This is a genomic window from Pseudomonas sp. LFM046, assembly GCF_000949385.2.
Lineage (GTDB): Bacteria > Pseudomonadota > Gammaproteobacteria > Pseudomonadales > Pseudomonadaceae > Metapseudomonas.
Genome location: NZ_JYKO02000001.1, coordinates 3960754 through 3979966, shown reverse-complemented (window position 1 = coordinate 3979966; position 19213 = coordinate 3960754). Strand labels below are relative to the sequence as shown.

Below are 19213 nucleotides of genomic sequence, written 5' to 3'. Positions count from 1 at the left end.
GGTCAGGCGGAGGGCGGAAGCCGGCTATTATAGGGCGCCCAACCCTTTCACCGAGCCCCGCCATGCCGTCAGCCAAACCCGAAATCGTCATCACCTACTGCACCCAGTGCCAATGGCTGCTGCGCGCTGCCTGGCTGGCTCAGGAACTGCTCAGCACCTTCAGTGACGACCTCGGCAAGGTCAGCCTGGAGCCGGGAACCGGCGGCGTGTTCCGCATCACCTGCGATGGCGTGCAGATCTGGGAGCGCAAGGCCGACGGTGGTTTCCCCGAGGCCAAGGTGCTGAAGCAGCGGGTCCGCGACCAGATCGACCCGGCGCGGGATCTGGGCCACAACGACCGTTCCTGATACCCATCAGTCGTCAGGGGCCGCTGCGCGGCCCTTGGCGAATGAATTCGCCCCTACAGGGGTGTCACGGTGTCGCTGGCGCCGCCTTGGTCTCGGCCGGCGCACCCTTTCGCGCTGACAGGGCGATGGCAAAGATGATCAGCGCGCCCCCCGCCAGCATGCGCAGGCCGGGTTCTTCGTCGAACAGCCACCAGGCGAACGCGATGCCGTAGACCGGTTCCAGTGCGAAGATCACCGCCGTGGTCCGCGCTTTCAGCACCTTCAGGCTGGCGACGAACAGGCTGTGAGCGAGGCCGGTGCAGAACACCCCGAGCAGGGCGATCCAGAACCAGTCCATGGCTTTCACCTCGTGCAGCAGCGGCCAGTTGAAGGGGGCGAGGCAGAGCACGATGGTGAGGTTCTGGCACAGCGCGGCCTTCACCGGGTCCAACCCCTTCACGCTGACGCGGTTGAGCAGCGACAGCAGGGAGAACAGCAGGCCGGAGAGGATGGCCGAGAGCAGCCCCTGGGTGGCTGCGCTGCCCCAGTCGAAACTCGGTGTCACCAGCACCAGACCCAGGCTCACCAGGGCGACGATGAAGATTTCCTGAGTCCGGATGCGTTCGCGGAACAGCAGCCCCTCCAGCAACAGGGTGAAGGCCGGGAAGCTGGCGAAGCCGAGGGTGGCGATGGCCACGCCGGCCACCTGCACCGCGTGGAAGAACGTGATCCAGTGCGTGCCCAGCAGCACCCCGCCCAGGGCCAGCATGCCCAGTTGGCGAAGGTTCGGGTTTGGGCTGCGACTGCGGGTGATGAGCTGGGCGAAGAGCGCTAGCGCCATCACGGCAAACAGGCCGCGGCCGAAGGTGATGACCATGGGCGCGGTATTGGCGAGCTTGCCGAAGATGCCCGAAAGCCCGAACAGCAGGGCGCCCAGGTGAATGGCGAGCAGCGCATTGCGTTCCTTCATGCCAGGCGCGCCCCGTTGGGCAGCGGCTTGTCGAAACCGGCCAGTACCACCTTGTTCTCTTCGTCATGGACGCCGGTGACCAGGACCTCCGAGCGGATGCCGGCGATGCGCTTGGGCGCGAAGTTGCAGACGCAGAGCACCTGCCGGCCCACCAGGTCATCGGCCTGGTAATGGGCGGTGATCTGCGCGCTGGAGGTCTTCACCCCGAGTTCGCCCAGGTCCACTTCCAGCACATAGGCAGGCTTGATCGCCTTGGCATTGGGGGCGGCGGACAGGATGGTGCCGACGCGCAGTTCGACGCGCTCGAAGTCGTTCCATTCGATGGTGGACATGGAGATCTCCCTGAAAAAGGTCGCTCCAGTCTAGTGGCGTCGAACGGCCTTGTCTGTCGCGAGGCTCGCGGGCTTTGTCGCGTTACTCGCGGCCGTTGCGCAGGGCGCGCGGGGTGACGCCGAACTCCCGGGAGAGGGCGGCGGTGAAGGCGCTCTGGGAGCTGTAGCCCACCTTCGCGGCGATCTCGCCCACCGCCAGATGACTGTCCAGCAGCAACTGGCGGCCGAGGTGGAGGCGCCGGGAGCGCACGTAGTCCATGGGCGTTTGCCCGGTTTCGGCGAGGAAGCGGGCGTGGAAGCGCGCCACGGACAGGCCGCAGAGCCGCGCCAGGTCGGCCACCTGCAGGGGGCGAGCGGCGTGCTGGTCGATATGGGAATCGAGCGCCGCCAGGGGCAGGGCGGTGCTGTCCTCCACCTGGGCACCGGGTGCGGCCAGGCTGGCCAGCAGCAGGCCGGCGGATTGCCCGGAAATCACTTCGTCGGCCAGGTGGCTGGCGGCGATCCAGCTCACCAGTTGGCTCTGCGCCGGATTCAGGCTCAACGCGCCAGGGCGCTCCAGCAGGCGGCGGCCAGCGTCGAAGTGCCGGCCCAGGGTGTGGCGCAGCCAGTCGTCGTCGGGCACGTCGACCACCAGGCACAGGCTGCCGCCGGGACTGCCGCAGGCGTGCTGGGCTTCTGGCGGCACCACCGCCAGGGTCTGGCGTTCGACCCGCGCGCCCTGGCCCGCCACCTCGAATTCCAGCCGGCCGGACAGGCCGAACACCAGTTGGGCGTGGCGGTGGCTGTGGACCAGCAGGTCGTGGTTGTACTGGCGCAGGGACAGGATCGAATGCATGGCGGTCACCTCGGTGCAGGCGTGCAGTTTACCTCCGGTCGGCCCGGATTCGCTGTCATCGGTCTGCAACTTCGCCGTCATTCTCACTTCACCGCCCGGGCCCACCATCGGCGAAACCCCGCCGGAGGTCGCCCATGAGCAGCGTCGAACGCCTGGAACCCGTCACCAAGACCAAGAGCCGCAAGCAGCGCGTGCGAACCCTGTGGATTTCCGATGTCCACCTGGGCACCCGCGACTGCCAGGCTGAGCACCTGGCGCGTTTCCTCAAGCAGTACCACGCCGACCGCATCTACCTGGTGGGCGACATCATCGACGGCTGGAAGCTCAGGGGCGGCATCTACTGGCCCCAGGCCCACACCAACGTGATCCGTCGCCTGCTGACCATGAGCAAGCGCGGCACCGAAGTGATCTACGTCACCGGCAACCACGACGAATTCCTGCGCCGCTACTCGGCGCTGATGCTGGGCAATATCCAGTTGGTCGATGAAGCGGTGCACGAAACCGCCGACGGCCGCCGGATGCTGGTGATCCACGGCGACCAGTTCGATGTGATCACCCGCTACCACAAGTGGCTGGCCTTCCTCGGCGACTCCGCCTACGAGTTCACCCTGACCCTCAACCGCTGGCTCAACCACTGGCGCGAGCGTTGGGGCTACGGCTACTGGTCGCTGTCCGCGTACCTGAAGCACAAGGTGAAGAGCGCCGTGAACTTCATCAGCGACTTCGAAGAAGCCATCGCTCATGAGTGCGTGAAACGCGGCCTGGATGGCGTGGTCTGCGGCCACATCCACCACGCGGAAATCCGCAAGGTGGGTGGTGTGGACTACCTCAATTGCGGCGATTGGGTGGAGTCCTGCACGGCGCTGATCGAGCACTGGGACGGCGCCATCGAGCTGTATCGACTGGCCGACGCCCAGGCTCGTGAACTGGAGGCGCGCGCCGTGGAGCTGGTCGAGCCGGCGGCATGAGGATACTGATCGTCAGTGATGCCTGGTTGCCCCAGGTGAATGGCGTGGTCACCAGCCTCCAGCACCTGGTGACCGAACTGGAAGCCCTGGGTCACCAGGTCTTGGTGCTTTCGCCCCAGGCATTCCGCTGCCGGCCGTGCCCGAGCTATCCGGAAATTCCCCTCGCCTGGGATCTCTGGCGTGTGGGGCCGGTGATCGAAGACTTCCGCCCGGACTGTGTCCATCTCGCCACCGAAGGCCCCCTTGGCTGGGCGGCAAGGCACTGGCTGAAGCAGCGTGACCTTGCGTATTCCAGCGCGATCCACACCCGTTTTCCCGAGTATGTCCATGGCCGCTGGCCGTGGGTGCCCCTGTCCTGGGGCTACGCCTTCCTGCGTCTGTTCCACCGTCCCAGCCAGGCCGTGCTGGTGACCACCGAGCGCATGCGCGAGACCTTCGCCAGCCGTGGCCTGGTCTGGCTCTACCTGTGGCGCAAGGGCGTGGACACGGCGCTGTTCCGCCCCTTGGCGCTGCCGAAGCCGGAGAGTCCGGTATTCCTTTACGTTGGCCGACTGGCCACGGAGAAGAACCTGGAGGCGTTTCTCGGCCTGGATCTGCCGGGGGAGAAATGGGTGGTGGGCGATGGCCCGCTGCGTGCCGAACTGGAGGCGCGCCATCCCGAGGTGCGTTTCTTTGGTTTCCGCAAGGGCGAGGAACTGGCGGGCTTCTACGCCCAGGCCAGCGTGCTGGTGTTTCCGTCTCGCACCGACACCTACGGTCTGGTGATGCTGGAAGCGTTGGCCTGCGGGACGCCGGTGGCGGCCTTTCCCGTGGCCGGGCCGCTGGATGTGCTGGAGCCGGGCGTGACCGGGTGCCTGGACGAAGACCTGCAGCGCGCCTGCCTGGGCGCACTGGAGCTGGATCGGGAGCAATGCGCCGAGCGGGCAGGGCGCCTGTCCTGGCGGGCGTCGGCCCAGGAGTTCCTGACGCGGCAGCCGTTGCTGGATGGGGCGCCGTGTGTGGCACTCCCAGCATGGGAACAATCGTGTGGGGGCGAATTCATTCGCTGAGGACTGCGCAGCAGTCCCAACTGCTTTGGGGGCAGGCCTTCGGCCTGCATAGCGAATGAATTCGCCCCCACAAGGAATCCGACACCATTGCCAGATCAGGGAATGATCTTGTCCCGCAGTTGCTCGGCGGCCTGTTGCAGAGCCTGGATGACTTTGGCCTTGTCGTAGTTCTGGATGCCGTTGGTATCCAGGTACATGGAGAAGCCGGGCAGTTCGTGTTCGACGTAGCTGGAGTTGGCGCCCAGGTCGCGGCGAAGGTCCACCACCTGGTAGATCTGCACCGGCCGGGTGAAGCCCTTGACGTTTATCTGGCCCTTGTCGCGGCACATGATCACGTCCTTCACCAGGGAGTAGGTCTCGTGGGAGATGAGGATTTCCCCGGCATCGGAGGCGCTTTCGAGGCGGCTGGCCAGGTTCACTTCGCGGCCGATGATGGTGTAGTCCATGCGGGTGTCGGCGCCGAAGTTGCCCACGGTGCAGTAGCCGGTATTGATGCCCATGCGGATTTCCAGGGGCTTGGTGATGCCCTGGGCGCGCCACTGCTGGCGCAGGACCTTCATGTGCTTGCGCATGGCCACCGCCATGGAAACCGCCGCCACCGCATCCTTCTTCGCCCCCTGGGTGGCGGGGTCGCCGAAGAACACCATGACGCTGTCGCCAACGAACTTGTCGATGGTGCCGCCGTACTTGAGGGCGATCTTCGACATGTCATTGAGGTAGTTGTTGAGCAGGTCGGTCAGTTGCTCGGCTTCCAGCTCCTCGGACAGTTCCGTGAAGCCCTTGATGTCGGAGAAGAACACGCTGAGCTTCTTGCGCTGGGTTTCCAGGCGCACGCTCTTCTTGCCGCTGAAGATCATTTCCCAGACCTGGGGTGACAGATATTTGGCGAGGTTGCGGGCCAGGCGCGCGGCCTTTTCCTGCTCCCGTTTGATTTCGCTGCGGGCCTGGGCCAGGCGCAGGCCCTGCTGGTGCACGAAGAAGGCGGTGATGCAGATGTAGAAGGTTGTGAACAGCACGCTGACCAGCGCCACCAGCGTCGGGGTTCCGCCCTTGATCGCAGGCTGCAGGGCCACGCCCACCGCCGCTGTGCTGACCAGCGCGCCGGCCAGCACCAGGGTCATCTGGCGCAGGCCGCCAAGGATCATGGCGCTGAAGCAGAGGGTCAGCAGGATCATCAGGGAGGGCACGACGGAAAAGCCCAGCACCGCTACGGCCGCGCCGCAATGGAAGGTATCGACGCCGAGCAGAATGCGGTCGGTGCGCTGCCCCGGGAAGCGCAGCCCGAGGTGATGGGCCAGGTGCGGGTAGAGCAGCGCGTAGGGGACGGTCCAGAGGATGTCGACGCCGAAGTGCTGGACATAGGTGCCCGCGGCGATGCTGGCGGCGATGGCCATATAGGCCAGCACCCGGGCGTAATACTCGCGCAGTACGGGCGTCGCAGTGGAAGGGTCGAGCAAGGCGGGCTTCATGGCGTAGGTCTGTCCCTGGTGCTTTCTTGACGCCGGATTGCAGCGTTGGGGAAACGCTGCAAGTCCTGGGCCATGGCATTGGCCGGTGCGGGATCATAACCAAGCCCGTGACCGGCGGCCAAGCTGCCTGCCGCCGTGAATCGCCGGTCAGAAGCGGATGCGGCCGGTCAGGGCATCCTTGAGCATCACCCAGTCGCCCATGAAGCTGTAGAGCGGGTACTTGAAGGTGGCCGGCTTGTTCTTCTCGAAGGCGAAATGGCCGACCCAGGCGAAGCCATAGCCGGCGAAGGGCAGGGCCAGCAGCCATAGCCACTGTTGGGTCGCCAGGGCATAGCCGAGGATGCCCAGCACCAGCAGGCTGCCCACGTAGTGGAGGCGGCGGCAGGTGTCGTTGCTGTGCTCCTGGAGGTAGTAGGGGTAGAACTCGGCGAAGCTTTGATAGCGGTGAACGGACTCGGCGGGCATGTCGGTGGCTCCAGATTCCTGTTGTCCGAAGCAGTTTAGGACGGGTGTCTTCCAGGGCCAGTGACAATGAGCGCCACTTTAGTATCCTTGCCGGCACGCCGCCCTGCTGGCGGCGGCCTTGAACCACAGAACAAGAAGACGCCATGAGCGAACGCACGACATCTTCGAGTTGGGCCCTGGGTATCGTCCAGGCCCTGGAAATGGGTGGGGTGGACTGCCGCAACCTGTTTCCCGAACTCGGTCTCGATTATCAGGCCCTCAACGATCCCGACGCCCGCTTCCCCCAGGATGGCATGACCCGTCTCTGGCTGCGTGCCGTAGAGCTGTCGGGCAACCCGGCCATCGGCCTCAACATGGCCAAGGTGGTGCGTCCGGCGTCGTTCCACGTGGTGGGCTATGCGCTCATGTCCAGCCGCTCCCTCAAGGAAGGCTTCACCCGGCTGGTGCGCTACCAGCGGATCATCGCCGAGGGTTCCGATCTCAGCTTCTGCCCTAGGCCGGACGGCTACGAGCTGCGCCTGTCAATCCATGGCGATCGTTTGCCGCCGGCCCGGCAGAGCGCGGAAGCCTCCATGGCCTATTGCCTGGCGTTCTGTCGCTGGATGACGGGGCGGCCGATCAACCCGCTGGAAATCCGCTTCCAGGGGCCGGCACCTGCCGATCTCGAACCCTATCGCCAGGTCTTCCAGGCGCCGCTGCGCTTCAATGCCGAGCATTGCGCGCTGCTGTTCAGCCGGGCCGACATGGACACGACGCTGCCCACGGCCAATGAATCCCTGGCCCAGTTGCACGATCGCTTCGCCGGCGACTACCTGGCGCGCTTCTCCGGCACCCGGGTCACGCACCAGGTGCGCCAGGTGCTTTGCCGCATGCTGCCCCAGGGCGAGCCCAAGCGCGAGGTGGTGGCCAGCTCCATGCACCTGTCACAGCGCACCCTTCAGCGTCGCCTGCAAGAGGAAGGAGTGAGCTTCCAGCAACTGCTCGACGACACCCGCCGGGAGCTGGCCGAGCAGTATCTGGCACAGCCCAACCTGACCCTGCTGGAGATCGCCTACCTGCTGGGCTTTGCCGATCCGAGCAATTTCTTCCGCGCCTTCCGCCGTTGGTTCGACAGCACGCCCGGGGAATACCGGGCGCGGCTGTAGGAGCGAATTCATTCGCGATTGAACCGGGGTCCGTAGGTTGGCGCCGAGGAACGAGGCCCAACGTTGCGCGGCTTGGGCCTGCTTCGCGATTGAAATCGCGCCTACATGGGGGGCCGGCGTTCCCTGCCTCAATGCCGCCAGAAGTAGGGCGTCATCAGCACCAGCACGGTAAGGATTTCCAGGCGGCCCAGCAGCATGCCCAGGGTCAGCAGCCACTTGGCGGCGTCCGGCAGGCTGGAGAAGTTGCCCGCCGGGCCAATGATTTCGCCCAGGCCCGGCCCTACGCCGGAAACCGTGGCAGCGGCGCCGGTGAGCGCGGTGATCCAGTCCAGCCCCAGCAGCGACAGGCCCAGGGCGATGGCGCAGATGATGATGGTGAAGAAGAAGGAGAAGGTCAGGATCGAGCGGACAATGTCGTCGTCCAGGCGATGTCCGTTGTAGATCTGCTTGATCACCGCCCGTGGATGCACCAGCTGCTTGAGGTTGGCCATGAGCAGGATGTAGGCCACCTGGAAGCGGAAGATCTTGATACCGCCGGCGGTGGAGCCGGAGCAGCCGCCGACGAACCCCAGGTAGAAGAACAGCATCAACGAGAAGTTGCCCCACAGGCTGTAGTCGCCCAGGGCGAAGCCGGTCGTGGTGAGGACGGAGGTGGTGTTCACCGCGACGTGACGCAGAGCGTCCAGCCAGTGCAATTGGGTGGTGAGCCAGTACCAGGTGCCGAGCACCAGCCAGATGACCACCAGCAGCGCGAGAAAACCCTGTACCTGCTCGTCCTTGAACAGCGCCATGCGATGTCCACGCAACACGGACACGTAGAGCATGAAGGGAAGGCTGCCGAGAATCATCACGACCACGGCCACCCAGTGCACCGCCGGTTGCTCCCACTTGGCCAGCGACAAGTCGGAGGTGGAGAAGCCGCCGGTGGAGATGGCCGACATGGAGTGGTTGATGGCATCGAACATGCCCATGCCGGCGGCCCAGAACGCCAGCGCACCGAGCAGGGTGAACCCCACATAGATGACGACGATGTACTTGGCCACCATGTGCGAGCGTGGCAGGACCTTCTCGGAACGGTCGGAGGACTCGGTCTGGAACAGGCGCATGCCACCGATGCGCAGTAGCGGGAGGATCGCCACCGCCATGCCGATGAAGCCGATACCCCCCAGCCAGTGCAGCAGCGAGCGCCAGATCAGGATGCCCGGCGACATGCTGTCCAGCCCGCTCAGCACCGTGGCGCCGGTTGCGGTGATGCCGGACATGCTCTCGAACCAGGCGTCGGTGTAGCTGATGTGCTGGGTGAACAGGAAGGGCAGGGCGGCGAAGATGCAGACGATGATCCAGCTCGACACCGTCAGCAGGTACATGTCCCGGGGGCGCAGGTGGACCTGTTCCGGGCGACCTGGAATGACCAACGCCAGGCCGGCGACGAAGGTGATCAGGCTGGACCAGACGAAGGCGTTGATGTCGCTGGTGCGCTCATAGAACACCAGGGTCAGCACGGGAATGGCCATGCTGACCGCGAGGGTGATCAGGAAGATGCCGATAAGGAAGCCGATGATGCGAAGGGTCGGCAGGGCCATGGATTCTTTTTCTGGTTGATGGGCGAAAGGCGCAATTCTAACCGCGTCCGGCAGCCTGTAAACCCGGCGCCGCGCGGCCTGGATAAGTCACCCGTCCCGGCAGGCGACGAAGCCCGTCCGACTCAAGGTTTCCTTTACGGGCCAAGCGTTCACCGCGTGCTGGGAGGACGGTGGGCGCGACCCCACCTGCGACGCGGATCCTGTCCCCCGAGGGTGCGAGACCCCGTCGCGTTATCGGCTAGAATGCCGGCTTCCTGATTTCTGGAGGTGGCCGATGGAGGCTCTCGACGCTCTGCTCAATCGCGTATCCCTGGGTCGTCTGCAGGAGCCCGCCCCGGACGCGGCCCAGCGCGAACTGCTGTTCCGTGCCGCCCTGCGTGCGCCGGATCATGGCTACCTGCGTCCCTGGCGCTTCCTCACGATCGAAGGCGAGGCTCGCGGCAAGCTCGGTGAACTCTTCGTGTCCGCGGTGCTCGCCAAGAACCCCGAAGCCCCCGAGGCGGCCATCACCAAGGCACGTGCCATGCCGCTGCGGGCGCCTCTGATGGTGGTGGTGATCGCCACCCTGCAAGCCGGCCACAAGGTGCCGGAGGTGGAGCAACTGCTCTCCGCCGGTTGCGCGGCACACGGCATTCTTCTCGCCGCCCATGCCCAGGGCCTGGGCGCCATGTGGCGTACCGGCGAATTGGCCTATGACCGTACCGTGGCCGAGGGGCTGGGGCTGGACGCGCACGAGCGCATCGTTGGCTTCCTCTACCTCGGCACCGTCGAGGGCGAGCGCCGCGCCGCGCCGGAGCTGGCTCCAGCGGATTTCGTCCAGACCTGGGGCTGATCCATCAGGCCTTGAGCGGTAGGGGCAATTCCAGGGTGGCGATGAAGCCGCCTTCGGGATGGTTGCCGAGGCTCAGGCTGCCGCCGTGGCGTTCCACCGCCCGGCGCGCGATGGCCAGGCCCAGGCCGTGGCCAGCACCGGACTGATTGGGCGCGCGGAAGAACGGCTCGCCCAGTTGCGGCAAGTGTTCAGCGGCCACGCCGGGGCCGTGGTCGCGGACACTGATCACCAGGCCGCCTTCTTCTTCCTTCACCTTCACGTCCACGGGCTGCCCCTGCGGGTTGAAGCGCAGGGCATTGCGCAGCAGGTTGTCCAGCGCCCGTTCGAGCATGTCCGGCCAGCCTTCCAGCTGCGGTTCCCCTGGGCACTCGACGCGGACGTCCTGTTCCGGTGCCAGCAGGCGGGCGTCCTCCCGCAACTTGTCCAGCAGGGGGCGTACGTTCACGACCTGGCGCGCACCCGGTTCGGCGTCGAGGCGGGCGAGGGCGAGGATCTCGCTGATCAGCGCTTCCAGGCGATCACACTCTTGGCCCAGGCGTGGCCAGAGGGCTTCCCGTTGCTGGGGTTCAGCCCGCTCGGCGAGCGCCAGGGCGATGCGCAGGCGCGCCAAGGGCGAGCGCAGTTCGTGGGACACATCGCGCAATAGCTGCCGCTGGCTGCCGATCAGCCCCTGCAGGCGTTGGCCCATGCGGTTGAAGTCGCCGGCCAGCACGCCCAGCTCATCCCGGCGACGCGCCAGGCGGGCCAGGCTGTCCTGCTGGTAGGCGGTCTGGCCGAGGTCATGCACGGCACTGCGCAGGCGATTGAGCGGACGGGTGATCGACAGGGTCAGGGCCAGGCTGAACAGGGTCAGCACCACCAGGGCGATGCCCAGGGCACTCATGGGCCAGAGCAGGCTGCCACGGTGCCAGGCGTCCAGTTCCGGATAGGGAATCCGGTAGATCAGCAGGTAGGACTCGCCGGTGGTGGCACTGGTGTATTCCTCGGTGAGGCGGCGCCAGGGCAGGCGGCGTGGGTTCTGTTGGCGCGCCTCGAAGGCGGCGGCGCGGGGCGGGAAGGTACCCCTCACAACCGGTTGGCCGGTGTCGTTGAGAATCTGCACATCGAGACGGGCGCTGTGGCGGAAGTGCTCCAGGAAACGCTGGGTGTCTTCCGGTCCCTGCTCTTCGTAGCGCTGGATCAGGCGTTCGGCCAGGCCTTGCAAGGAAGGGTGGTGGCTGAGGATCCAGGCATCCTGGTTGAGGGCGCGGCCGAGGAGGATGGACAGGCCGGCCACCAGGGCCAGAGCCAGCCAGAGGGTGGCCAGGATTCGCCAGAAGAGTGAGCGCACGGGGTAACTCCTGAACGGCAAAACCCACCAGGCCGGGAGGGGAGGACCTGGTGGGTGTCGGGGTCGATGCCAGCGGCCGGGGCCGACTGGCGATTACTGGGCCTTCTTGTCCTTCTCGGCTTTCCAGGCTTCGAACTCGGCGCGTTCGGCGCGGCGTTCTTCCATCTTCTTCTGGATTTCGTCGAAGGTCTTCTGCTGCTCGGGTTTCAGCTGGGCGCGGATCGCGTCGTGATTCTTGGTTTCAGCAGCCTTGAGTTCGTCCTGCATGGCCTTGCGCTCGGCGGCCGGCAGCTTGTCCAGGTAGCGCTCGGTGATCTCGTGGCGGGACTTCATCTGCTCGCGCATGAGCTTGCCGATTTCCTGGCGCTGTTCCTGGGTGAGGTTCAGCTCCCTGAACATGTGGCCACCGAAACCATGCTCATGGCGCGGGCCGTCTTCCGGCATGGCCATGGCCAGGGACGGCAGGGTGGCGGCGAGCAGCAGGGCGGTGAGGGTCTTGCGCATGGTGGTTCTCCTAGTCTCGATTCCGGCCAGTTGCCGGATGTGCCCAGTCTAGGGACCTCAAGGTCAAGGGCAGTCAGCCGTGCGTAAAGCCTGGGTAAAGACGTGTCTGAACTGTCAGGAGGCGCTTTGCAGGTCCAGCCGGCCTAGGCGCTGTAGTAGTAGCCGCGGCTGCGCAGGGCCAGGATGCGCGGGCGTCCGTCAGCGTGGGGACCGAGCTTCTTGCGCAGGTTGCTGACGTGCATGTCCAGGCTGCGGTCATAGAGGGTCAGCTTTCGCCCCAGGGCCAGTTGCGCCAGTTGTTGCTTGTCCAGCGGTTCGCCTGGCTGGCGGAGCAGGGCTTCCAGCAGGCGGCCCTCGGACAGGGTCAGGCTGACTTCGTGATTGCCGATGGTGACGATGCCGCGCACCGGGCTATAGCAGAGGTCACCCAGTTCAAGCTGGCTGGAGGCCTGGGGCGGCTGGCTGCGACGCAGAACGGCCCGCAGGCGTGCGGTGAGTTCCCGGGGGTCGCAGGGCTTGGCGAGGTAGTCGTCGGCGCCCAGTTCCAGGCCGAGGATCCGGTCCAGTGGCTCGCCCCGGGCGGAGAGCATCAGCACCGGCAGCTCCGGGTGGTCGCTGCGCAGTTGCTTGAGCAGTTCCAGGCCACTGCCGTCCGGCAGCATCACGTCCAGCACCACCGCTGCCGGTGCGTGCTCCGCCAGGGCCGCGCGTGCCGAATGACCGTCATGGCAGGCGCGGACGCTGAATCCTTCCTGGCTGAGCCAACTGATCAGGAGCTCGCACAGTTCCTGGTCATCATCGATTAGCAGCAATTCACTCATGGTGTGGGTCAGTTGATCCATTGACGGCGCTGGCGACGCCCGCCACGGGCGGCCAGCCCGATAATCAGGGAGAGCAGGGCGACGCCGCCACCCACCGCGAACCAGGTCTGTTGTTCCGTCAGCAGGTTCGGCGATTGTTGGGAGCGGGCTTCCTTGAGTTGTAGCTTGAGGCGCTGGTTCTCCTGGCGGAGGCGGGAGAGCTGGGCGTTCTCCCGTTCGCCGCTGGTGGCTTCAAGCTGGGTGCTCAATTCGCTGCGCTGGCGCTCGCTTTCCGTCAGTTGGCGCTGTAGCTGATCCACCTGCGCCAGCAGCGGGTTGACGGGCGTTTCCGCCGGGGCGGCTTCCGTCACCTGCGCCAGTTGTTGGGGTTCTTCAGCCTGGGCCAGGCTGCAGAGCAGCGCGGCGGTTAACAGCAGGGGCAATTGACCGGCGAGCATAGGAACTCCTTTTTCCTGGCGTGGGGCTGTGACGAATACCGGTTTAGGGAAATACCTGCTTGAACGGTTTGACGACAACGTCGGCGTAGACGCCGGCGCCGCGATAGGGATCGGCATCGGCCCAGGCCTTGGCGGCCTCGAGGGACTCGAACTCGGCGACGATCAGGCTACCGGTGAAACCGGCGCTGCCCGGATCGTTGCTGTCCACTGCTGGGTGCGGGCCGGCCAGGACCATGCGGCCTTCGGCCTTCAGCTGCTCCAGGCGGGCGAGGTGCGCGGGGCGGGCGGCGAGGCGGCTTTCCAGGGAGCCGGCAACGTCGGTGGCGATGATGGCGTAGAGCATGGGAGTCCTTATTGTTGGGGCTTTTCAGGTTCGCCGTCGTGGATGTGGCGGGCCAGGTAGACGCCCTGCCCTACCAGGAAGAGCACGGTCATGCCGAGGCTGCCGAAGACTTTGAAGTCCACCCAGAACTCATGGAACGTGAAGGCCACGAAGAGGTTGGCAAAGCCGCAGACCAGGAAGAAGACGATCCAGGCGAGGTTCAGGCGCACCCAGACGGCCTGGGGCAGGGACAGGGCGTGGCCCATCATTCGCTGGATCAGCGGGCGGTCGCCGATGAAGTGGCTGCCGGCGAAGGCGAGGGCGAAGAGCCAGTTCACCACGGGCGCCTTCCACTTGAGGAAGGTTTCGCTATGGAAGGCGAGGGTCATGCCACCGAACACCAGGCAGGCCACCAGCGTGAGCAGCTGGCCTTTTTCCAGTCGGCGGTGAAGCAGGAAAATGACGCCGTAGACAATCACGGAGCTGATGATCAGAACCGCTGTGGCACTGAAAATACCGCCTAGCATATAGGTATGCCCGGCCAGCTCGACGGCGCGCGGATCCAGTTTGTAGACGATGAAGAACAGGATAAGAGGGATGAAGTCGATGAATTGTTTCACGGCGGCAGCCAGAAGCGGGATGTGGCGGCATAATAACAAACCAATTCCCTAGCGAAAGCAGACCCCATGCAGATCGACCTGCATTGCCACAGTACGGCCTCCGACGGTGCCCTGTCCCCCGCGGCCCTGGTCGCCCGCGCCCACGCGCGCGGCGTTCGCCTGCTGGCGTTGACCGACCACGACACCCTGGAAGGCCTCGACGAGGCCCGTGACGCCGCCGAAGCGCTGGACATGCAGCTGATCAACGGTATCGAGCTGTCCTGCACCTGGGGCGGCGCCACGATTCATGTACTGGGTTACGCCTTCGCCGCCGATGCGCCGGCCCTGCTGGAAGCCATTGCCAACCTGCACCAGGGCCGCTGGGCGCGGGCTGAGGAAATTTCCCGGCGCCTGGCCGCCAAGGGCATGCCCGGGGCCATGGAGGGTGCGCGAGCGGTGCAACAGGAACTGGGAGACAGCGGCAACGCCCCGGCGCGGCCGCACTTTGCTGAATTTCTGGTGCGCAACGGCCATGTCAGCGACCGTGCCGAAGCCTTCCGCAAGTGGCTGGGCGCCGGCAAGCTGGGGGACGTCAAGCAGCACTGGCCGACCCTGGCCGAAGCCGTGGGCACGCTGAGTGCCGCCGGCGCCTGGATCAGCCTGGCGCACCCGTGGCAGTACAATTTCACCGGCGCCAAGAGGCGCAAGCTGGTAGCGGATTTCATCCAGGCCGGGGGACACGCCCTTGAGGTGGTCAACGGCCTGCAGCCTGCCGATCAGGTTGGAAGCCTGGCCGTGCTGGCCCGAGAATTCGGCATGCTGGTCAGTGCCGGTAGCGATTTCCATGCACCCTGCGATTGGTCGGATCTGGGCATGTACCGGCCAGTTCCGGATGACCTGCCGCCGATATGGGGGCGCTTCCGCCATGCACACAGCCCTACTGCTGCCCTCTGAACAGGGAGACGTCGTGAGTCAATTTTTCCAGGTACACCCGGAGAACCCACAGGTACGCCTGATCCGCCAGGCCGTGGAGATCGTCAAGGCGGGCGGGGTGATCGTGTATCCCACCGACTCTTCCTACGCGTTGGGCTGCCTGATTGGCGACAAGGGGGCCGTGGAGCGCATCCGCCGTCTGCGCCGGCTGGATGAAAAGCACAACTTCACCCTGGTCTGCCGCGACCTGTCGGAGATCGGGGTGTTCGCCAAGGTGGACACCACCGCCTTCCGCCTGATCAAGGCGCATACGCCGGGGCCTTACACCTTCATCCTCAACGCCACCCGCGAAGTGCCGCGCATGCTGATGCACCCAAAGCGTCGCACCATTGGCCTGCGGGTGCCGGACCACCCCATTGCTCTGGCGTTGCTGGAGCAGCTGGGCGCACCGTTGATGAGTACCAGCCTGATCCTGCCGGGCGAGCACCTGCCCATGAGCGACCCCTACGAAATGCGGCAGATCCTCGAACATCAGGTGGACCTGATCATCGATGGCGGCCACGGTGGCATGGAAGCCTCCACCGTGATCAATCTCGCCGATGGTAAGCCCGAGGTGATTCGCGTGGGCTGCGGTGATCCACAGCCCTTCCTCAGCGAAGAGTGACGTCGCGGCTCAAAGCACTATCGCCACCAGGATGATCACCAGCAGGATGATGATGAAGTCGGTACTGCTGATGTTCCCGCCGGCGGGTACCGAGTCCATTTTCTGCGCCAACTGGGCGGCCTCCTCGTTGGTCAGGGCCTGAACCCTGGCCCGTGCCGTGGCGGGGTCCACCCCCATGGTGCGCATTTCATCCTGAACCTGTGACTGGCCAAGAAATGCGTCGATCTTGGCTCGATCGTTCGTCTGCTGCTGTGCCGAAACCGCTTCGTCGGTGCCGATCATGCCCGCCTGAACCGGGGTTGCGGGGAGCAGGGAGATGCAGAGGAACATGAGGACGGCACTGAACATCAGGGAGAAGACTTTCATCGGAACCTCCATGAGCGTTGCGCTCCAGACCTGACCAGGGGTGCTGCGTCATACTTTTTTAGTCTGGCACATGGTGCTAATTTCCCCGCTTTCCCGCCGACCGGTCCCGATCGGCATGCGATTTTCCCAAGGCAGCGGTCGCGCTGCGAGAGGCCCAGATGCACAACACGCCGCCCCCGGAGGCCGAGGACAGCCAGGCTGGAGCCCAGCAGGAGCTGCCCTTCGCCCTGGTCTATGGCCAGGCGGTCACCGAACTGCCGCAGGACCTCTATATCCCGCCGGATGCCCTGGAAGTCTTTCTGGAGGCATTCGAAGGCCCTCTCGACCTGCTGCTCTACCTGATCCGCAAGCAGAACATCGACATCCTCGATATCCCGGTGGCCGCCATCACCCACCAGTACATGGCCTATGTGGAGTTGATGAAGTCGGTGCGCCTGGAGCTGGCCGCCGAGTATCTGGTGATGGCCGCCATGCTGGCCGAGATCAAGTCGCGCATGCTGCTGCCGCGCTCCAGTGAAACCGAGGAAGAAGAAGATGACCCGCGCGCCGAACTGATCCGCCGGCTCCAGGAGTACGAGCGCTTCAAGGCGGCCGCCGAGGGTATCGACGAGCTGCCTCGGGTCGGTCGCGATACCCTCGTCCCGCGTCTGGATGCCCCGGAGGCGAGGGCGCGCAAGCTGCTGCCGGATGTCGCCCTGGAAGAGCTGCTGCTGTCCATGGCCGAGGTGCTGCGCCGTGCGGACATGTTCGAAAGCCACCAGGTCACCCGTGAGGCATTGTCCACCCGCGAACGCATGAGCGAAGTGCTGGAGAAGCTCAAGGGCGGCGCTTTCGTGCCGTTCGTCACGCTGTTCACGGTGGAGGAGGGCCGTCTTGGGGTGGTGGTCACCTTCATGGCGGTGCTGGAACTGATCAAGGAACAGCTCGTGGAACTGGTGCAAAATGAACCCTTCGCTCCCATCCACGTCCGTGCCCGGGCCGAGTAGATGAACCTCAACGACCCCAAAGAACTCGCCTCGCTGCTGGAGGCCTTTCTCCTGGCCTCGGGCAAGCCCCTGTCGCTGGAGCGCCTGGCTGAACTCTTCGAGGAGGCCGAGCGCCCTGAACTGTCAGAAATCCGTTCGGCCTTGTCGATCCTGGCCCGCAGCTGCCAAGGCCGGGCTTTCGAGTTGCGCGAGGTGGCGTCCGGCTACCGCCTGCAGGTGCGCGAGCGCTTCGCGCCTTGGGTGGGCCGACTCTGGGAGGAGCGCCCGCAGCGCTATTCCCGCGCCATGCTGGAAACCCTGGCCCTTGTCGCCTACCGCCAGCCCATTACCCGGGGCGAGATCGAAGACATTCGCGGCGTTGCGGTGAACAGCCAGATCGTCAAGACGCTGCTGGAGCGCGAGTGGATCCGCGTGGTTGGCTACCGCGATGTGCCCGGCAAGCCGGCGATGTTCGCCACCACCCGCGCCTTCCTCGATCACTTCAACCTGAAGAGCCTGGAAGAACTGCCGCCGCTCGCCGCCCTGCGTGAACTGGAGCCCGAGCCGGTGCTGGCCCTGGAAGATGGCGAGGCCCCCGTGCCCGAGGGGCTGCAAGCCCGCGCGGATGCCGAACAACCGGTCGAGCCGCGCGAGGAAACCAGCTTCCGGAGTTTGCTGGCCGAGTTGGACATCATGGAAGAGGGCTTGAAAACCGACTTTGACGACTTGCTCCTTGCCGAGGCGGATGAAGCGGAAACCGTCGCGGCCGAAGAGGACGACGAGTCGCTGCCGGACGAAACCCTGCATTGATGGCCGCCGGTCAGCCGCCAGGCTGACGCCATGGCCTTGTTCAACTAGCCTGACTCCCATTGGCCGCGTATGATGCGCGGCCTTTTTACTGCTACACCGGGAGGTGCCCAGATGAGTGAAATTGAACATAGCCCCGCAGGGGAGAAGCTGCAGAAGGTCCTGGCCCGCATGGGGCTGGCCTCGCGCCGAGATATCGAGGCCTGGATCACCGAAGGCCGGGTGAAGGTCAACGGCGAAGCGGCCACCCTCGGCCAGCGCGTCGACAGCCACGACGCCATCACCGTCGACGGTCGCCTGCTCAAGCGCGAAGAGGAAGTCGAGAGCGTCCGCCGCGTCCTGATCTACAACAAGCCGGAAGGCGAAGTCTGCACCCGCGATGACCCGGAAGGCCGCCCCACCGTCTTCGAGCGCCTGCCGCGTCTGAAGGCCGGCCGCTGGATCAATATCGGCCGCCTGGACATCAACACCACCGGCCTGCTGCTGTTCACCACCGACGGTGAACTGGCCAACCGCCTGATGCACCCCTCCTATGAGATGGACCGCGAGTACGCGGTGCGCGTGCGCGGTGAGGTCACCGAGGAAATGCTGGAGAACCTGAAGAAGGGCGTGATGCTCGACGATGGTCCGGCCAAGTTCACCGACATCAAGGAAGCCCCAGGTGGCGAAGGCCTCAACCACTGGTACCACTGCGTGGTGATGGAAGGCCGCAACCGCGAAGTGCGCCGACTCTGGGAGTCCCAGGGCCTGGTGGTCAGCCGCCTCAAGCGTGTGCGTTTCGGTCCGGTATTCATTACCTCCGACCTGACCATGGGCCGCTGGCGCGAAATGAGCCAGGGCGAGGTGGATATCCTCAGCACTGAAGTCGGCCTCAAGCCGGTGGCGCTGCCGAACATGAAAGGCAAGTTCCGCGAGAAGCTGGATCGCCTGCAGCGCAAGTCCCCCAAGCCCGCTGGCGCCCGTGCGCCGCGTCGTGAAGGTGACGAACGCCCGGCTCGTGGCCCGCGTCACGAGGGGGATGAGCGTCCGGCTCGCGGCCCACGTCACGAGGCGGGTGAGCGTCCTGCTCGCGGCCCGCGTCGCGAGGGTGATGAGCGCCCGGCTCGCGGCCCACGTCACGAAGGGGGTGAGCGTCCGGCTCGCGGCCCGCGTCGCGAAGGTGATGAGCGCCCGGGCCGTGGCCCGCGTCGTGAGGGTGATGAGCGTCCGGCTCGCGGTCCGCGTCACGAGGGGGGTGAGCGTCCGGCTCGCGGTCCGCGCCGCGAAGGTGATGACCGTCCGGCCCGTGGGCCCCGTGGCACTCCGGTTGCCGATCGTCCCCGTGACGTGAACAAGAAGCGCCCGGCCAAGCCCCAGGGCGAGCGTCCGGCAGTCGAGCTGGCCGATCGTCCCGCCCGCAAGCCTCAGCGCCCGCAGAACAAGCGCAGTGGTCCGCCTGCCGGCGAAGGCCAGCGTCCGGGCTTCGGTCGCAAGCGCTGATTCGGCGTGAAG

General features: G+C 65.6%; 23 protein-coding genes. 10 read left to right on the top strand and 13 right to left on the bottom strand.

What is annotated here, in order from left to right; translation table 11 throughout:
* The first annotated feature begins 62 nt into the window (after positions 1–62).
* On the top strand, positions 63–347 hold the full coding sequence (locus TQ98_RS18385; protein ID WP_044870344.1) for a SelT/SelW/SelH family protein: 285 nt from the start codon (positions 63–65) through the stop codon (positions 345–347).
* Positions 348–411: 64 nt separating this feature from the next.
* On the opposite strand, the gene TQ98_RS18380 is transcribed toward TQ98_RS18385, so the two are convergent.
* The 3 genes from TQ98_RS18380 to TQ98_RS18370 form a co-directional block, all read right to left on the bottom strand.
* Complete coding sequence (locus TQ98_RS18380) at positions 412–1296, bottom strand: DMT family transporter (RefSeq protein ID WP_044870343.1); 885 nt, start codon at positions 1294–1296, stop codon at positions 412–414.
* Positions 1293–1628, bottom strand: coding sequence for a tRNA-binding protein (locus tag TQ98_RS18375; RefSeq protein WP_044870342.1), 336 nt, complete (start codon positions 1626–1628; stop codon positions 1293–1295). The genes TQ98_RS18380 and TQ98_RS18375 overlap by 4 nt, the downstream gene beginning before the upstream one ends.
* Before the next feature lie 82 nt (positions 1629–1710).
* Positions 1711–2463, bottom strand: a complete 753-nt coding sequence (locus tag TQ98_RS18370) for an AraC family transcriptional regulator (protein ID WP_044870675.1) — start codon at positions 2461–2463, stop codon at positions 1711–1713.
* Positions 2464–2597: 134 nt separating this feature from the next.
* Here TQ98_RS18370 and TQ98_RS18365 point away from each other — a divergent pair, with 134 nt between their 5' ends.
* Positions 2598–3431: a UDP-2,3-diacylglucosamine diphosphatase gene (locus TQ98_RS18365; RefSeq protein WP_044870341.1), complete on the top strand. Its 834-nt coding sequence runs from the start codon at positions 2598–2600 to the stop codon at positions 3429–3431.
* On the top strand, positions 3428–4480 hold the full coding sequence (locus tag TQ98_RS18360; RefSeq protein WP_044870340.1) for a glycosyltransferase family 1 protein: 1053 nt from the start codon (positions 3428–3430) through the stop codon (positions 4478–4480). Before TQ98_RS18365 ends, TQ98_RS18360 begins: the two co-directional genes overlap by 4 nt.
* A 95-nt stretch (positions 4481–4575) precedes the next feature.
* On the opposite strand, the gene TQ98_RS18355 is transcribed toward TQ98_RS18360, so the two are convergent.
* The gene (locus tag TQ98_RS18355) at positions 4576–5949 is read right to left on the bottom strand and encodes an adenylate/guanylate cyclase domain-containing protein (protein ID WP_044870339.1); all 1374 of its coding nucleotides are present in this window, start codon (positions 5947–5949) and stop codon (positions 4576–4578) included.
* 147 nt (positions 5950–6096) lie between these two features.
* Positions 6097–6414 (bottom strand): Mpo1-like protein, encoded by a 318-nt coding sequence (locus tag TQ98_RS18350; protein WP_044870338.1) that lies wholly within the window; start codon positions 6412–6414, stop codon positions 6097–6099.
* A 143-nt stretch (positions 6415–6557) separates the two neighbouring features.
* On the opposite strand from TQ98_RS18350, the gene TQ98_RS18345 reads away from it, so the two are divergent.
* The gene (locus TQ98_RS18345; RefSeq protein WP_044870337.1) at positions 6558–7559 is read left to right on the top strand and encodes an AraC family transcriptional regulator; all 1002 of its coding nucleotides are present in this window, start codon (positions 6558–6560) and stop codon (positions 7557–7559) included.
* A gap of 128 nt (positions 7560–7687) precedes the next feature.
* Here the strand turns inward: TQ98_RS18345 and TQ98_RS18340 are convergent, their stop codons facing one another.
* The gene (locus TQ98_RS18340) at positions 7688–9142 is read right to left on the bottom strand and encodes a TrkH family potassium uptake protein (protein WP_044870336.1); all 1455 of its coding nucleotides are present in this window, start codon (positions 9140–9142) and stop codon (positions 7688–7690) included.
* 274 nt (positions 9143–9416) lie between these two features.
* Here TQ98_RS18340 and TQ98_RS18335 point away from each other — a divergent pair, with 274 nt between their 5' ends.
* Positions 9417–9974 carry a nitroreductase family protein gene (locus tag TQ98_RS18335; RefSeq protein WP_044870335.1) on the top strand — a complete coding sequence of 186 codons (558 nt, stop codon included), beginning with the start codon at positions 9417–9419 and terminating at the stop codon, positions 9972–9974.
* Between the two features lie 4 nt (positions 9975–9978).
* On the opposite strand, the gene TQ98_RS18330 is transcribed toward TQ98_RS18335, so the two are convergent.
* The 6 genes from TQ98_RS18330 to TQ98_RS18305 form a co-directional block, all read right to left on the bottom strand.
* The gene (locus TQ98_RS18330; protein ID WP_044870334.1) at positions 9979–11304 is read right to left on the bottom strand and encodes a HAMP domain-containing sensor histidine kinase; all 1326 of its coding nucleotides are present in this window, start codon (positions 11302–11304) and stop codon (positions 9979–9981) included.
* A 93-nt stretch (positions 11305–11397) separates the two neighbouring features.
* On the bottom strand, positions 11398–11808 hold the full coding sequence (locus TQ98_RS18325) for a Spy/CpxP family protein refolding chaperone (protein ID WP_044870333.1): 411 nt from the start codon (positions 11806–11808) through the stop codon (positions 11398–11400).
* Positions 11809–11951: 143 nt separating this feature from the next.
* Entirely contained in the window at positions 11952–12629 is a 678-nt protein-coding gene (locus tag TQ98_RS18320; protein ID WP_044870674.1) for a response regulator transcription factor, read from the bottom strand.
* An 8-nt stretch (positions 12630–12637) separates the two neighbouring features.
* Positions 12638–13066 (bottom strand): hypothetical protein, encoded by a 429-nt coding sequence (locus tag TQ98_RS18315; protein WP_052659130.1) that lies wholly within the window; start codon positions 13064–13066, stop codon positions 12638–12640.
* 43 nt (positions 13067–13109) lie between these two features.
* Positions 13110–13409 carry a YciI family protein gene (locus TQ98_RS18310; protein ID WP_044870332.1) on the bottom strand — a complete coding sequence of 100 codons (300 nt, stop codon included), beginning with the start codon at positions 13407–13409 and terminating at the stop codon, positions 13110–13112.
* A gap of 8 nt (positions 13410–13417) precedes the next feature.
* Complete coding sequence (locus TQ98_RS18305) at positions 13418–14008, bottom strand: septation protein A (protein ID WP_044870331.1); 591 nt, start codon at positions 14006–14008, stop codon at positions 13418–13420.
* 66 nt (positions 14009–14074) lie between these two features.
* On the opposite strand from TQ98_RS18305, the gene TQ98_RS18300 reads away from it, so the two are divergent.
* Both TQ98_RS18300 and TQ98_RS18295 read left to right on the top strand, forming a co-directional pair.
* On the top strand, positions 14075–14941 hold the full coding sequence (locus tag TQ98_RS18300; RefSeq protein WP_044870330.1) for a PHP domain-containing protein: 867 nt from the start codon (positions 14075–14077) through the stop codon (positions 14939–14941).
* 13 nt (positions 14942–14954) lie between these two features.
* Positions 14955–15584, top strand: a complete 630-nt coding sequence (locus TQ98_RS18295; protein ID WP_044870329.1) for an L-threonylcarbamoyladenylate synthase — start codon at positions 14955–14957, stop codon at positions 15582–15584.
* 9 nt (positions 15585–15593) lie between these two features.
* Here TQ98_RS18295 and TQ98_RS18290 read toward each other — a convergent pair whose 3' ends face one another.
* A complete protein-coding gene (locus TQ98_RS18290) occupies positions 15594–15950 on the bottom strand; it encodes a PA2779 family protein (protein ID WP_044870672.1) in 357 nt (118 codons plus the stop codon).
* A 287-nt stretch (positions 15951–16237) separates the two neighbouring features.
* Here TQ98_RS18290 and TQ98_RS18285 point away from each other — a divergent pair, with 287 nt between their 5' ends.
* From TQ98_RS18285 to rluB, 3 genes are all read left to right on the top strand, one after another.
* Positions 16238–16936, top strand: a complete 699-nt coding sequence (locus TQ98_RS18285) for a ScpA family protein (RefSeq protein ID WP_177410222.1) — start codon at positions 16238–16240, stop codon at positions 16934–16936.
* Entirely contained in the window at positions 16937–17725 is a 789-nt protein-coding gene (gene scpB, locus TQ98_RS18280) for an SMC-Scp complex subunit ScpB (protein WP_044870327.1), read from the top strand.
* Between the two features lie 111 nt (positions 17726–17836).
* On the top strand, positions 17837–19201 hold the full coding sequence (gene rluB / locus TQ98_RS18275; RefSeq protein WP_103103001.1) for a 23S rRNA pseudouridine(2605) synthase RluB: 1365 nt from the start codon (positions 17837–17839) through the stop codon (positions 19199–19201).
* The last annotated feature ends 12 nt before the right edge of the window (positions 19202–19213 follow it).